Source organism: Acinetobacter sp. SCLZS86, assembly GCF_021560715.1.
Taxonomy (GTDB): domain Bacteria; phylum Pseudomonadota; class Gammaproteobacteria; order Pseudomonadales; family Moraxellaceae; genus Acinetobacter; species Acinetobacter towneri_A.
Genome location: NZ_CP090864.1, coordinates 645,638 through 661,139, shown reverse-complemented (window position 1 = coordinate 661,139; position 15,502 = coordinate 645,638). Strand labels below are relative to the sequence as shown.

Annotated in this window: 13 protein-coding genes; 7 read left to right on the top strand and 6 right to left on the bottom strand. The window is 42.6% G+C overall.

All coding sequences use genetic code 11. From position 1 onward, the window contains the following. Positions 1 to 43 precede the first annotated feature (43 nt). Positions 44 to 1,219, top strand: coding sequence for a thiolase family protein (locus LZP46_RS03015; protein ID WP_236094638.1), 1,176 nt, complete (start codon positions 44 to 46; stop codon positions 1,217 to 1,219). Between the two features lie 130 nt (positions 1,220 to 1,349). Here LZP46_RS03015 and LZP46_RS03010 read toward each other — a convergent pair whose 3' ends face one another. The 4 genes from LZP46_RS03010 to LZP46_RS02995 all read right to left on the bottom strand — a co-directional run bounded on the left by LZP46_RS03010 (position 1,350) and on the right by LZP46_RS02995 (position 6,161). Next, positions 1,350 to 2,336, bottom strand: coding sequence for a diaminopimelate dehydrogenase (locus LZP46_RS03010; protein WP_236094637.1), 987 nt, complete (start codon positions 2,334 to 2,336; stop codon positions 1,350 to 1,352). A 305-nt stretch (positions 2,337 to 2,641) separates the two neighbouring features. Beyond that, positions 2,642 to 3,127 (bottom strand): DUF934 domain-containing protein, encoded by a 486-nt coding sequence (locus tag LZP46_RS03005; protein ID WP_236094636.1) that lies wholly within the window; start codon positions 3,125 to 3,127, stop codon positions 2,642 to 2,644. Then, on the bottom strand, positions 3,120 to 4,763 hold the full coding sequence (locus tag LZP46_RS03000) for a nitrite/sulfite reductase (protein WP_236094635.1): 1,644 nt from the start codon (positions 4,761 to 4,763) through the stop codon (positions 3,120 to 3,122). The genes LZP46_RS03005 and LZP46_RS03000 overlap by 8 nt, the downstream gene beginning before the upstream one ends. 237 nt (positions 4,764 to 5,000) lie before the next feature. Then, positions 5,001 to 6,161 (bottom strand): CaiB/BaiF CoA transferase family protein, encoded by a 1,161-nt coding sequence (locus LZP46_RS02995; protein ID WP_236094634.1) that lies wholly within the window; start codon positions 6,159 to 6,161, stop codon positions 5,001 to 5,003. Positions 6,162 to 6,371: 210 nt separating this feature from the next. Between LZP46_RS02995 and LZP46_RS02990 the strand changes: the two genes are divergently transcribed. The 4 genes from LZP46_RS02990 (at position 6,372) to LZP46_RS02975 (ending at position 11,468) form a co-directional block, all read left to right on the top strand. Next, entirely contained in the window at positions 6,372 to 7,382 is a 1,011-nt protein-coding gene (locus LZP46_RS02990; protein WP_004972448.1) for an AraC family transcriptional regulator, read from the top strand. 229 nt (positions 7,383 to 7,611) lie between these two features. Further along, complete coding sequence (locus LZP46_RS02985; protein ID WP_096901568.1) at positions 7,612 to 8,817, top strand: acetyl-CoA C-acetyltransferase; 1,206 nt, start codon at positions 7,612 to 7,614, stop codon at positions 8,815 to 8,817. 11 nt (positions 8,818 to 8,828) lie between these two features. Then, positions 8,829 to 10,964, top strand: coding sequence for a 3-hydroxyacyl-CoA dehydrogenase NAD-binding domain-containing protein (locus tag LZP46_RS02980; protein WP_236094633.1), 2,136 nt, complete (start codon positions 8,829 to 8,831; stop codon positions 10,962 to 10,964). Between the two features lie 171 nt (positions 10,965 to 11,135). Then, positions 11,136 to 11,468 carry a hypothetical protein gene (locus LZP46_RS02975; protein ID WP_004972453.1) on the top strand — a complete coding sequence of 111 codons (333 nt, stop codon included), beginning with the start codon at positions 11,136 to 11,138 and terminating at the stop codon, positions 11,466 to 11,468. 112 nt (positions 11,469 to 11,580) lie between these two features. On the opposite strand, the gene LZP46_RS02970 is transcribed toward LZP46_RS02975, so the two are convergent. Continuing rightward, positions 11,581 to 12,003, bottom strand: a complete 423-nt coding sequence (locus LZP46_RS02970) for a GNAT family N-acetyltransferase (protein ID WP_236094632.1) — start codon at positions 12,001 to 12,003, stop codon at positions 11,581 to 11,583. Between the two features lie 23 nt (positions 12,004 to 12,026). Beyond that, entirely contained in the window at positions 12,027 to 13,247 is a 1,221-nt protein-coding gene (locus tag LZP46_RS02965) for a class I SAM-dependent methyltransferase (protein ID WP_236094631.1), read from the bottom strand. 107 nt (positions 13,248 to 13,354) lie between these two features. On the opposite strand from LZP46_RS02965, the gene trhA reads away from it, so the two are divergent. Both trhA and LZP46_RS02955 read left to right on the top strand, forming a co-directional pair. Continuing rightward, complete coding sequence (trhA, locus tag LZP46_RS02960) at positions 13,355 to 14,002, top strand: PAQR family membrane homeostasis protein TrhA (protein WP_236094630.1); 648 nt, start codon at positions 13,355 to 13,357, stop codon at positions 14,000 to 14,002. Between the two features lie 185 nt (positions 14,003 to 14,187). Then, a complete protein-coding gene (locus tag LZP46_RS02955) occupies positions 14,188 to 15,501 on the top strand; it encodes an MFS transporter (protein WP_019837794.1) in 1,314 nt (437 codons plus the stop codon). Position 15,502: the final 1 nt, after the last annotated feature.

Sequence of the window (15,502 nt, the reverse complement as noted above, 5' to 3'; positions counted from 1 at the left end):
TTCAATCTAGACATAACCACATATAAAAAACTGGGAGAATAAAATGACGGATATCGTGATTGTGAATGGCGCTCGTACTGCTATGGGTGGTTTTCAGGGCAGTTTAGCCAATGTGACTGCACCAGAATTAGGTGCGGCGAGTATCCAAGCGGCCATTCAACGTGCGGGGGTACAAGCAACAGATATCGAAGAAGTCATTATGGGTTGTGTTTTACCTGCAGGCTTAAAACAAGGTCCTGCACGTCAAGCCATGCGTCAAGCTGGTTTGCCAGATTCAACAGGCGCAGTGACCATCAACAAACTGTGTGGTTCGGGTATGAAAGCCGTCATGCAAGCTGCCGATGCAATTAAAGCAGGTTCCGCTTCTATCATTGTGGCAGGTGGGATGGAATCGATGAGTAATGCACCCTATATTTTGACCAAAGCACGTGCAGGTTACCGCATGGGACACGGTGAAATGAAAGATCACATGTTCTTAGATGGCTTAGAAGATGCAGAAACAGGACGTTTAATGGGATCATTCGCGCAGGATATGGCTAATAGTAAAGGCTATACCCGTGAACAAATGGATGATTTTGCGATTCGCTCTCTCAAACGCGCACAAACTGCCGTAAATGAAGGCTATTTTGCCGATGAAATTGTGCCTGTAAATGTTTCAACGCGTAAAGGTGACGTGGTTGTCGATAAAGACGAACAACCGTTTAATGCCAATATTGAAAAAATTCCAACTCTTCGTCCTGCTTTTGCCAAAGATGGTACGATTACCGCGGCCAACGCCAGCTCAATTTCAGATGGTGCTTCGGCTTTAGTCCTGACGTCTGCAGAAATTGCAGCAAACAAAGGTTTACAGCCATTGGCGAAAATTGTGGCTTATGCCACCAATTCACAACATCCATCAGAATTCACTATCGCCCCTGTTGCTGCAATTCAAAAAGTATTAGATAAAGCGGGTTGGCAAGTTGCAGATGTAGATTTATGGGAAATCAATGAAGCTTTTGCCATGGTCACCATGTGCCCAATGGATGAGTTTAAACTTGATCCTGAAAAAGTGAATATCAATGGTGGTGCATGTGCGCTTGGACATCCTGTGGGTTCTACAGGTTCACGTATTATCCTGACTTTAATTCATGCGCTTAAACGTAAAGGTGGCAAACGTGGTGTGGCCGCTCTCTGTATTGGCGGTGGTGAAGCAACCGCGGTCGCGATTGAATTACTTTAATGCCTTGCAAGCCCTATTTCGTAAAGAGGGATTGAGGCAGATTAAATAAAGTCATTCCCTAACTCTTCTTTATTCAAAAAGCAAAAAGACGAATCATTGATTCGTCTTTTTGCTTGTAGCTTGAAAAAGTTTAGAGCAATTCAGCGCGCAACTGTTCAGGCGATTTCATTGACAATAAACCTGGCGCAACATCGTAAGCAGTTTTTGCGCCATATTGCTGCATTTGGTTTAAACGATAACAAGCACGTGCATAAGCCACCAAAATACTCGCGGTAAACTCAGGGTTACTGTCTAATTTTAAAGAGAATTCAAGCACTTGATTATGTTCATCGCTAGTATTGCCACTACGAATGACAAAACCGCCATGTGGCATACGTTGGTGATCTTTGGCTAAAGTCGCTTCATCAATGAAATTTACGGTTGTGTTGTAGTCCGCGAAATAATCTGGCATGGTCACAATCGCTTGCTCTACCGCAGCTGCATCGGCACCTTCTGCAAGTACGACATAACATTCACGAGTATGTTTGTCTTTAGTGCTTAATAGAGGGCGCGCACCGCTACGTACTTGCTCAATCGCATCATTAGATGGAATGGTATATTGCACACCTGCTTTTACACCCTCTACACGACGAATGGCATCTGAGTGTCCCTGACTTAAACCTTTACCCCAAAATGTATAAGTTTCGCCATCGGGTAATAAGGCTTCACCAAATAAACGATTGATAGAGAACATGCCTGGATCCCAACCAATTGAGATGAGTGCAGTTTTCTTGTTCGCAGTCGCTGGTGCATCTACAGATGCATAATATTCAGGAATACGTGCATGCGTATCGAAACTATCGACAATATTAAATTGGCTGGCTAATACAGGGCCTTGTTGTGGCAAGTCGTCTTTTGAACCACCACATAAAATCAGTACGTCAATTTTGTCTTGAAAATCTGACAACGAATCTATGTGAAAAACTGCTGTTTCAGCAAAACATGGTGAAACGCTTTCAGGCGCACGGCGGGTAAAAACACCCACCAATTGCAAATCTGGGTTTTTCTGAATTGCCGTTTCAACGCCACGACCTAAGTTGCCATAACCAGCAATACCAATACGGATAGAATTTTGCATAAAGACAAATCACTTCATTGAAAAAATTGAAAAATAAATCAGAGGATAATCACATCCAATTATCGTGTTGATTGTTTTTTGATACTGTAAAAATAAAGTCTATATAGGGCTACGATGCTTCGTCAGTGTGCTTATACTACAGAACTTTGCCGCAAATTAAATCATTAAGAAGTGAGATAAAACAAACCCTTTGATCACTTTAAGGCAAACAAAAAGCCTGCGCATGGCAGGCTGTTTGTAAATGTATGAACCGCTATATTTCAATGAAATCTATCTATATTTAGATGAAATCCATCATCAATATATTACGCACCAGTTTGATAATTTGGTTTTGGCACTGCAGTAGACGCTTGATAAGGGTGGGTAAAATCCACCAAACCTGCCGCAGCTTCTTGCACGTCTTTACCTTCTTTAATCACGAAAGTATCGAAACCTGCACGCTTCATATAGTTCAAGACATCTTTAAATACATCACCGACTGCGCGAAGTTCGCCCTGAAAGCCTTGACGGCGTAACAATGCCGCAAAAGAATAACCTCGACCATCGTTAAAACCTGCGAATTCAATAAAAATCGCATCGAGTTCTGCCAATGGAAATTCATGGTTTTCAGGCGAAGCATCAACCGTTAAATACAAGGCTTTTTTACCTGAAATTTGTGCCAACAGATCAAGCTGTTCAACGCTAAGCACCACATCACCTTGCGGTAATGCTGCATCTTCAGCAATCACTTGATAAGTATTGTCTGCAATCGTGCCATCTTTCGCGAGCACAGGGAGTGCAGTATTAAGCATAAGCGCGCTCCTTAAATGGTTGAATGCCGACACGACGATAAGTGTCGATGAAGTTTTCACCTTCACTACGCAAATCTAAGTAGGTATTTAAAATTTCTTCCACGACATCAGGAATCACTTCGGCAGCAAAAGATGGCCCTAAAATATCACCAATTGAAGCATCATGGTCTGCATGACCACCTAAAGTGATTTGGTAAAATTCGGCGCCTTTTTTATCGACACCTAAAATCCCGATATTACCAACGTGGTGATGACCACAAGCATTCATACAACCTGAAATATTCAAATCCAGTTTGCCAAGATTATAAATGGTATCCAAATCATCAAAACGGCGTGAAATAGCTTCTGAAATAGGAATAGATTTAGCGTTGGCAAGTGAACAGAAATCCCCCCCCGGACAGCAAATAATATCGGTAATAAAGCCAATATGTGCGCGCGCCAAGTTGTTAGCATCTAGGACTTGCCACAATGCAAATAAGTCTTTTTGTGGCACATCTACCAAGGCAATATTTTGTTCATGCGTGGTACGCAATTCACCAAAGGTATATTGATCTGCTAAATCTGCAATTAGATTCATTTCTTCGGTTGTCATGTCACCTGGTGCAACACCTGCACGTTTCAATGAAATAGTGACAATACGGTAGCCTTGAACTTTGTGCGCATTGGTGTTGATGTTGAACCATTGTTTGAATTTTGGATACTGTGCAAACAGCTCACTAAAATCTTCATCGGCATAGTTTTGATAAGCAAATGGCGTGAAGTTTTCATCCATTTTTTTCAAAGTTTCAGCATCAATTTTTAAGGTTTTCACGGTATGTGCAAATTCAGCTTCAACTTTTTCTGCAAATACTGCTGGAGTTAGGGCCTTTACCAAAATTTTAATACGTGCTTTATATTTATTGTCGCGACGACCATGCAAGTTATAGACACGTAAAATGGCTTCTAAGTAAGCAATCAAATCCTCACGTGGTAAGAACTCACGAATAAAGCTACCAATAATTGGAGTACGACCTAAGCCACCACCAACTTTAATTTTATAGCCAATTTCGCCTGCTTCATTTTTAACAATATAGACGCCAATGTCATGAAATGCAGTTGCAGCACGATCAATTTCTTCGAGTGCAGACACAGCAATTTTAAACTTACGTGGTAAGAAGGCAAATTCAGGATGGAAAGTCGACCACTGACGAATTAATTCACAAGTTGGACGTGGATCGGCAATTTCGCCCGCCACAACACCTGCATACTGGTCTGTGGTGGTATTACGAATACAGTTACCCGAGGTCTGAATGGCATGCATTTGCACGGTTGCAAGCTCTGCCAGCATATCAGGCACATTTTCCAGTGCAGGCCAGTTAAACTGAATATTTTGACGTGTTGATACGTGCGCATAGCCACGGTCATAGTCTTTGGCAAGTTGCGCCACTTTGCGCAATTGCTTAGAATTCATCAGACCGTAAGGCACAGCAATACGCAACATTGGCGCATAGCGTTGTACATACAAACCATTTTGCAGACGTAATGGACGATATTCATCTTCGGTCAATTTGCCTGCTAAATAACGTTCCGTTTGGTCGCGGAACTGTGCAACACGTTCATTAATCAGTTGCTGATCGAAATCAGTATATAAATACATGGCGTACAGCTAGTCATTTCTATTATCACGGCTGACAGCATAGCGAGATTCAATCTATCAACAAAATGTGTTTTTTACATATTTATTAGCGATTTTATTGATAAGCCATTGCAACATCACAGCCTGTAAGCCTTTGCCAAAATTTACAGGCTTTTTATAGAGCTATCACAAAATAGTGCATGCTTTAGCACTTTTTCTGCTATAGCATCTATTCGATCTATTATTGATTACCTGTGGTTACGACTTGGCTTTATCTTCATCCTGATTTTTAGTCTGAGATGACCACTGCCCTGCGCCCAAAGCCTGCCCGATATAATCGTAACGCATTTGAGAACGTGAAAATTTAATAGGACAAGCCAACTGAGTTTCGGTTTTTTCGGCATTCTGCTGGATTGGAACTTCTACAGTCCAACCGCGTTGCTGTGCCAAGGGGGAATGTAAAGCTTCATCTAAAGTGAATACAGGTTCAACGCAGACATCATATTGCGCGAATACCTGCTGCCATGTGGCAAAACTTTGTGTTTTAATTTTATCTTGAATAGCGTGTTTGACTTGCAAGCGCTCTTGCGGATCTAAAGATGCCCCTTTTTCCAAAAGTATCGGTAAGTTTAAAATTTGTGCCAAGCCTTGCATAAATTGTGGCTCTAAGCTGCCCACCGAAAGATAACGACCATCGGCCGTTTCATAATAGTCATAATAACTGCCTCCATTTAAGTAAGATTGCTCAGCATATTGAGGCAGCTGTGCCGCCAAAACAGCAGAAGCTGCCATATTATTTAATGTGGCAGCACAATCGGTCATCGAAATATCAATATATTGCCCTAAGCCACTGCGCTGACGTTCTATCACCGCACTCAAAATCGCCACCAAAGCGTGTAATGAACCGCCAGCTACATCGGCCACCTGAATACCTAGCGGTGGCGGCCCGCCTGCTTGACGTCCGCTATGTCCTGCAATTCCCGCCAAGGCTAAATAATTAATGTCATGCCCTGCCCGATGTTGATAATCACCTGTTTGTCCATAACCTGTAATGGAACAATAGATCAGTCGTGGATTAATTTTTGCCAAGCTGGCATAGTCCAGCCCTAAACGCTGCATCACACCAGGCCTAAATTGCTCCAATACAATATCGAACTCACCAATTTTGTCCAAAATCAATTGAATGCTGTCTGGCGATTTTAAATCCAAAGTAATTGACTGTTTATTACGATTCAAATAACTATGCGAAGTCGCCTGTCCATTGGCATAGGGTGGAAACATACGAATTAAGTCAGGCCTTGTCGCAGACTCAATATGAATCACCTCTGCACCCATATCTGCCAAATATAAACTTGCAAATGGGCCAGGCAACAAGGTGGAAAAATCTAAAACTTTTAAACCGTTCAGTGCATGTGTCATTGTTGTGATTACGCCATTTTTTCTGATTTTCCGTTTATCTTATAAACACTAAAACTGTAACACAATGTCATGTTCAGCCATTTACCTTGATCATTTCGGCAATTTATTATGTAAAATAAGTAAAATTGGTATTGTAAATTGCCAATTTCAATTTTTTAGCGTCATTTAGGTCAAGCTTACGTGAATACAAAAGAGACTGAAGGATTTAACATGAGCCGAGATACCATTAGTATCCACTTTGTCAATGCTGCGCTCACAGGTGTCAAACGACTCGGTATGGATGTCGAAACCTTATTATCTCATGTCGGTATTGAAGCAGAACTTCTGCGCCAACCGAAAGCACGTATTTCACCTGAACAATATACCCGCTTTATTAAAATGTTGTGGATGGTGACCCAAGACGAACACGTCGGTTTTGACAGCCAACCACGTCGTTTGGGTACATTCGCAATCATGTGCCAATTGGTGATTCACGCCAAAACATTGGGTGATGCCTTAGAACTCTCCTCACAATTTTATAAGCTGTTTGGTGATGATTGGTCGGTCACCTTGGAACGTGATAAACATGAAGCGCGTTTGGTGCCCTCTATTCCACAAGCTATGGATCCTGATCACTTTATTACTGAAAGCATGTTGATGATTTGGCACGGCTTGGCGTCTTGGTTAATTGAACGTCGCCTGCCTTTAGAGCGCGTGCATTTTGGCTATCCACGTCCTGCGCATGCAGATGAATATGATGCGTTGTTCTTTGCGCCTGTTATGCAATTTGACATGCCACGCACTGAAATTACCTTTGCTGCAGACTACTTGGATTTACCAATTCGTCAAACTCAAGAAACCTTAGACGAATTCTTAAAAACTGCACCTGCACAATTATTGGTGAAATTCAAAAACACCAATTCTTTAACTTCGCGTATTCGTGATGTGTTAAAGAGTCAGATTGGCGAAGAAATGCCAACCTTGAACGATGTTGCATCCATGCTTTACCTATCGCCACAAACCTTGCGTCGTCGTTTGGCTGCAGAAGGTAAAAGCTATCAAGGGGTAAAAGATGCGCTACGTCGTGATGCCGCGATTCATCTATTGCTGAATCCTGAACTAACCCTTGAAGATGTAGCGCAACAAGTTGGCTTTAGTGAAACAAGTACTTTCCACCGTGCTTTCAAAAAGTGGACTGGCGTCACCCCTGGTTTATACCGTCAGTTGCATGGTTATCATTAATTTAGAATCGACAATTCACAATAACTCGTAATTCCAATCGATTGCCCTTGCACACCGCAAGGGCTTTTTTTATCGCTCTATTATAGTTTCAATCTTTCTGCCAAATTACTGCGTCATCCCAATTAGCAAAAAACCTCACTGACCTGTACCGTTCTTGTCATTGCACTTCAAAATTTTCAGATTACACTCAAAAGCAATCATAAAGAAAACTATCGACAAGGGATTGATTATGAGCGAGGCCTACATCATTGATGCCATTCGCACTCCGCGCGGCAAAGGAAAAAAAGATGGCGCATTACACGAAGTTAAACCCATTCGCCTACTCACAACCTTATTGAATGAATTACAACAACGACACAACCTAGATACTTCTCAAGTGGACGATATTGTTTTGGGTTGTGTCACACCAATTGGCGATCAGGGTGCGGATATTGCCAAAACCGCAGCGATTGCTGCAGGTTGGGACAATGACGTTGCTGGGGTACAAATCAACCGCTTTTGTGCCTCGGGTTTAGAAGCCGTGAACCTCGCAGCGCAAAAAGTTCGTTCGGGTTGGGAAGATTTAATCGTTGCAGGTGGTGTGGAATCTATGTCACGCGTGGCAATGGGTTCCGATGGTGGTGCTTGGGCATTCGACCCTGAAACCAATATGGCTTGTGACTTTATTCCACAAGGTATTGGCGCTGACTTAATTGCCACACTCGATGGCTATAGCCGTACAGAAGTCGATCAATTTGCAGCAGCATCACAGCACAAAGCCGCAGCAGCACAAGCACAGGGACATTTCGAGCGCTCGATTGTACCTGTGAAAGATCAGGCAGGTGTGGTGATTTTGGCACAAGATGAATTTATCAAACCACAGACCACGGCTGAAAGCTTGGCACAGCTCAAGCCGAGTTTTGCCAATATGGGACAAATGGGTTTTGATGCGATTGCCCTGCAAAAATATCCTGAAGCAGGACAAGTCAATCATGTGCATCATGCAGGCAATTCATCAGGTATTGTTGATGGCGCGGCATTGGTCTTGATTGCATCGGAACAAGCCGTACAGCAACACAACTTAAAACCACGCGCCAAAGTGCTTGCTACCGCACTGGTTGGCACAGACCCTGCCATTATGCTCACAGGACCCGCGCCTGCAGCACGCAAAGCCTTAGCCAAAGCAGGACTGAACATTGAAGATATTGATCTGTTTGAAGTCAATGAAGCCTTTGCAGCCGTGGTTCTGCGTTTTATTACAGAACTTCAGGTTGATCCCGCAAAAGTCAATGTGAATGGTGGTGCTATTGCCTTGGGTCATCCACTTGGCGCTACAGGTGCCATGATTTTAGGCACCTTACTGGACGAGCTAGAACGACAAGATAAAAAACGCGGCATGGCTACATTATGTGTAGGCGGTGGGATGGGAATTGCCACCATTATTGAGCGAGTATAAGGAGTATAAAAATGAGCGCCATTCACTATTATAAAAATGCCGATAACATTGTCATTTTAACCTTTGACTCACCAAATCAATCTGCCAACACCATGAATGCTGACTTTAGAGATGCATTAGCGCAAGTGGTGCAAAAGTTACAAGCAGACGAACAGGTGGCGGGAATCATTTTCGCCTCTGCGAAAAAAACCTTTTTTGCAGGCGGTGACTTAGATGAGTTGATTCAAGTACAGCCTGAGCATGCCAGCTCATTTTTTCAGATGATTGAAAACCTAAAAGCACAGCTGCGTTATATTGAAACCCGTGGTATTCCTGTGGTAGCTGCCTTAAATGGCACGGCACTCGGCGGCGGATGGGAACTTGCTCTGTGCTGTCATCATCGTATTGCAATTCGTGATGCAAAAACCAAGTTTGGTTTACCCGAAGTGACTTTAGGTTTATTGCCTGGTGGCGGTGGTATTGTGCGGATGGTACGTTTATTGGGTTTACAAACTGCCCTGCCGCTGTTGATGGAAGGCAAACAGCTGAGTGTGGAAAAAGCACAAAGTTTAGGTTTAATCTATGATCTTGCTGAAAATGAAACAGAATTACTCAGCAAAGCCCAAGACTGGATTCTTGCACATCCTCAATCACAACAAGTATTTGATGTCAAAGGCTATAAAATCCCTGGGGGAACACCATCTACACCTGCTGTCGCGCAAATGCTTTCCATTGCTCCTGCCATGCTACGCGACAAAACCAAAGGCTGTTACCCTGCGCCTGAAGCAATTTTGAGTGCAGCAGTAGAAGGTGCACAGGTTGATGTCGATACAGCCTTACGCATTGAATCCCGCTATTTTACCCAGCTCGCTACAGGTCAAATTTCTAAAAATATGATTGGCACCTTTTGGCATGGTCTGAATGCGATTAAATCGGGCAGTGGCCGTCCGCAAGGCATTGCACCGAATCAAACCCAAAAAGTTGGCATTTTAGGTGCAGGCATGATGGGTGCAGGCATTGCTTATGCCACAGCAAACAAAGGCATTGCGGTTGTTCTTAAAGATGTATCCATCGAACAGGCTGAAAAAGGCAAAGCTTACAGTCAAAAACTATTGGATAAACAAGTATCGCAAGGTCGTATAAGTGCAGAGCGAGCAGCACAAGTCTTAGCCAATATTCATCCAACGGCACAGGCTGCCGATTTACAAGGCTGTGATTTGATTATTGAGGCGGTATTTGAAAATCCTCAACTCAAGGCGCAAGTCACACAAGAAGCCGAAGTTTTTCTGGCAGAACAAGGTGTGATGGCATCCAATACCTCAACTTTGCCAATAAGCGGGCTTGCCCAAGCTGCGCAAGATCAACAGCGCTTTGTTGGACTGCATTTCTTTAGTCCTGTCGATAAAATGCCGTTGGTAGAAATCATTAAAGGAAAAAACACCTCTGCCGATACTTTGGCAAAAGCATATGACTTTGTGCAACACATTGGTAAAACACCGATTGTAGTCAATGACAGACGTGGCTTTTTTACCAGTCGGGTGTTTGGCACTTTTGTGCAGGAAGGCTTGCGCTTACTGGCAGAAGGCGTACATCCTGCCAAAATTGAAATGGCAGCTTTAAAAGCAGGTATGCCTGTTGGCCCACTTGCTATTCAGGATGAAGTATCTTTAACCTTATCTGAACACGTGGCACAGGAAGCACGTAAGGCGCTGCAAGCCGAAGGAAAAGACCGACCACTGTCGAGTGCAGATGAAGTCATTCAAACCATGATTCATCAATTCTCACGTAAAGGCAAAGCTGCAGGTGCAGGCTTTTATGACTACCCTGAGCAGGGTAAAAAACAGCTTTGGTCGGGGTTAAGTCATTGGTATAAAAATACCGAAATCGCTGAACAAGAGATGATAGACCGCTTTTTATTTGTACAAGCACTGGACAGCTTACGTTGCTTGGAAGAAGGTGTTTTAGAATCTGTCATTGATGCCAATGTTGGTTCAATTTTTGGCATTGGCTTCCCTGCATGGACAGGTGGTGCTTTACAATTTTTGAATCAATATGGTTTAACACAGGCTTTGGCACGAGCACAGCAACTTACTGCTGAATATGGCGAGCGTTTTACCCCACCTAAAATCTTGCAAGATCGTGTTGCTGCAGGTGCTAAAAGCATTTAAAGCTAAACTTTAAATTTAAAGCAATCTGGGAGGGATATATCATCCCTCTTTTTATTTGCTCAAAATTACAATGAATATCCCTGCATAAATAGAATGTAATCCGTTTTTCATGCATTTTATGTTATAAAGTTACATAATTTTAAGATTTAGATTCAAATTGGGTAGATGCACATGACCGAACGCCTTACTCCTGAAAAATCACCTTGGGGTTGGAAAGCACTCTTTATTTTCTGTATTTTGGGTGGAATTTTCATGTTTATTTTCTGGTTAGCGGTCACGAATGAACCTGACTACATGCCTAGCCAGCAACAAAAGCAGAATACTCAGCAACACGCCTTTAAAAATGCGCCAGCTATGTCACAAGAAGCATTGGCAAAAGCACAAGCAGATCGTGAAGCACGTGAAGCTTTGGCTGCTGAAACTGCAGATGCACACGGTATGACTGAAACAGAACATGCCAATATGCCTGAAAACCATGAGCCAGCACCCGCACATGGACATTAATATGCACTAGCCGCTCAGTTCATATAGTTCATAAAAAGAAATCGCCATGATCACATTCCATCATGGCGATTTTTATTTTGCACGATTAAAATCAGGACTATCGACAATTCATTTAAAATATCAATCGCATATCTACATGCGCAATACCACAATCTAAATACGACTCACCCTCCACCTGAAAACCCAAGCTTTGATAAAACGGAATCGCGTGTTCCTGCGCAGACAACTTGACCCACGGACGTTGCTGCTGCTTTGCCATCTGAATAATATGCTGCATTAGAACACGTCCCACACCTAAACCACGCTGTGACTTCAACACTGCGACCCGTCCAATACTGTGATTTTCCAGTAAACGTGCTGTTGCAATCGCCTGTCCAGTTGCATAGACCACAAAATGCAAGGCAACTGCATCTTGTGCATCCCACTCATCTTCAGGCGCAATTCGCTGTTCCTGAATAAAGACTTGCTCACGAATAAATTTGGCCTCTGCAGCAAACTGTGCCCAAGTGCCCGATTGAATTTCATAATCTTGCATCTTTTTATCCTGTTCCGTCTTGCTTAGCACTTAGAACCAATGCCCTGCTGATCCCATTGATCATTCAACAACAACTCCAAAGAGTGTTTTTGAATACCGTACATGGTTTTTAAATCGCGAATTTGTGCTAAAACTACTTGATCAGGTTCACTCCAATTTTGGCGTTTGGTTGCCAAAATCATTTTGTTCTTACTGGTGTGCTCCAAAGAAACAAACTCAAAAACTTTGGTGTCATAACCATAAGCTTTGAGCAATAAAGCACGAATGGTATCGGTCAACATTTCCGCCTGCTGTCCTACATGAATGCCAAATTGCAGCATCGGTTGCAAAACGCTTGGGCTTTGTAATTGTGGACGTAACTCTTTATGGCAACACGGCGCGCACATAATCATTTGTGCATTCAGGCGAATACCGGTATGAATTGCAAAATCGGTGGCGACATCACAGGCATGCAAAGCAATCATCACATCTAAATGTTCTGGCTGATAGGTGCGTACATCGCCCTGAAAAAAGTCTAATTGCTTAAAGTCTGAAGCACTCGCCACTGACTGACAAAACTCGACCATTTTCGGGTTTAGTTCCACCCCAGTCACAAAAGGAATAAATTGCTGCTTGTGCAAATAGTCATATAACGCAAAAGTTAAATAGCCTTTGCCTGAACCAAAATCCACCACGCGCAACGTATTTTCCGAAATTTTGATTTGCGCCAAGGCACCCGAAAAAATTTCAATGAATTTATTGATCTGTTTCCATTTACGCGCCATGCTCGGAATAATTTGCGCTTTAGCATCGCTAATACCCAAGTGTTGTAAGAATGGGCTGGATTGATCGACATAACGCTGCTTTTCTCGGTCATGTCCTTGCGGTTCTTTCGATTTCGCGATAGTCGGTGCTGTTTTACTGATGCTGAGCATGGCTTTCTTTTTGTTCTTTTTGAGCTGAATTTCCTGATCAGTCATAAATAAATTGGCCTGTTTACAATCTGCCAATAAGTGACTCAATTGCATCTGCGCTTCTGCCAAAGGATAGTTTTTGGTGATATCCTGCGTTTTATGGCGATACAAACAAGTTAAAACAGTGTCTTGATTCAGCTGAATCACCCGCAAGGTGATTTTTTCTAATTGTTCCAGTTCACCTTTATATTGACTCAGTACCACACGATCAAGCTTTTGTGTATCAATGGCTTGCTGAAAAGCCTCTAAGAATTGTTGTTCCTGAACAGAGGGAGAAGCCAAAGTCGACATAATAAAAACCTGAAAAAATTACAATTCAAGTTTAATTGTTATTACCCTAAAAGCAAAATTGAATTACGATACAGTTGTATAATTAAAGAAATTAAAGTATATTTGCCATGAAATTAAACGCCCCTTTAGTCCCTGATTATGACCTGCATGAAGAACGGATTAACTATCTGAGTCATGGTGTCGGTGCGGCTTTGGCATTTATTGCAGGCATTCTTTTAATCATTAAAGGTGCATATTTAAGTAAAGGACAATGGCTAGGTTTGTGGGCCTATGCAATAAGCATAGTACTGCTTTTTTCTGCTTCTATGCTGTACCACATGTCAACCGCAGCAGACCGTCGTTATTTTTATAAAAAGCTAGATCACACCGCAATTTATTATTTAATTGCAGGTACTTATACCCCGTTTTTATCCATCGCGATTCCTACGCAAAAAGCACAATATTTGTTAATTGCCCTGTGGATTATTGCCTTGATTGGCACCCTATTTAAACTGGTATTCATCAACCGTTTTCATAAAATTTCTTTAATTGCCTACTTGGTGATGGGTTGGTTAGCCGTTCTGGTCATGGACGATATGCAAGCCTATTTAAGCAGCCAAGCCCTGACCTTTTTGTTGATTGGCGGGATTGCCTACACCGTGGGTGCATTGTTTTATGCCTCAAAACACGTAAGATATACCCACGCAATTTGGCATGTATTTGTCTTAATTGGTGCGGGCGCACACTTTTTGGCAATTTATCTGTATGTTATTTAACGCTGAGTCTCGTTCATGTCTTACACATGAAACGGTCAGATTTGAATGGTGTTCATGGATGCAGTTTTGTGACCAACTTGTTGTTCAAAAAAGCATAACTACAAGAAGTATCTACTATTCTTCTGCCAGTGCGGTCTATGCCAAATTGCACTTTCATTTAAAATTCATTTTACATAAGGTCCTGTATGGCATCTTCATCTACTGCTGCCGCTGAACAGCCGACTCAAAATTCTAAATTTCGAGTACTGACTGCAAGTTTGGTCGGTACCACCATCGAGTTTTTTGACTTTTATATCTACGCCACTGCGGCAGTCATTATTTTCCCGTATCTGTTCTTTCCGACCAGTACTGACCCAATGACGGCAACTATTCAATCTCTAGCCACTTTTGCCATTGCCTTTATTGCCCGTCCAATTGGTGCAGCTTTATTTGGACATTTGGGTGATCGGATTGGACGCAAAGCCACTTTGGTCGCGGCATTATTGACCATGGGGATTTCTACAGTCTGTATTGGTTTACTGCCAACATATGCACAAATTGGGATTGTCGCACCATTATTATTGGCATTGTGTCGTTTAGGACAAGGTTTAGGTTTAGGCGGCGAATGGTCAGGCGCGGTACTATTGGCCACAGAAAATGCCCCTGAAGGTAAACGTGCTTGGTATGGCATGTTCCCACAATTGGGCGCTCCGATTGGTTTTATTCTTGCCACAGGTTCATTCCTTATTTTAGGTGCGCTGATGTCTGAGCAAGACTTTATGACATGGGGCTGGCGGATTCCGTTTATTTCCAGTGCCTTATTGGTGATTGTCGGTTTGTGGATTCGCTTAAAACTGCATGAAACACCTGCCTTCCAAAAAGTGTTGAATAAGCAAAAAGAAGTCAATGTGCCCTTTATTCAGGTCTTTAAAAAACACGCTAAAATGCTAGTGCTCGGTACAATTGCTGCAATTTGTACCTTTGTGGTGTTTTATCTGACTACGGTATTTGCCTTGCAATGGGGGACTAAACAACTGGGTTATTCACGTGAAGAGTTTTTAAAACTTCAACTTTTAGCCACATTGTGTTTTGCCGCTTTTATTCCCCTCTCAGCCGTTTTAGCGGAAAAATTTGGACGTAAAACTACGTCTATTGCGGTATGTATCATCTCTGCAATTTTTGGCTTATTCTTTGCCGACATGCTTGCTTCAGGCAGCACGTGGATTGTCTTTATTTTCCTGTGTATTGGCTTGGCGATTATGGGACTCACTTACGGGCCCATTGGTACAGTATTGTCTGAAATTTTTCCAACGTCTGTACGTTATACAGGCTCGGCACTTACCTTTAACTTAGCGGGTATTTTTGGCGCATCGTTTGCCCCACTGATTGCCACTAAACTCGCCACCACTTATGGCTTGGCTGCAGTAGGTTATTATTTAAGTGCGGCATCGATCTTGTCTTTAATCGCATTCTTAATGATTCGAGAAACCAAGCATGATGATGTAAACAACCAAATTTAAG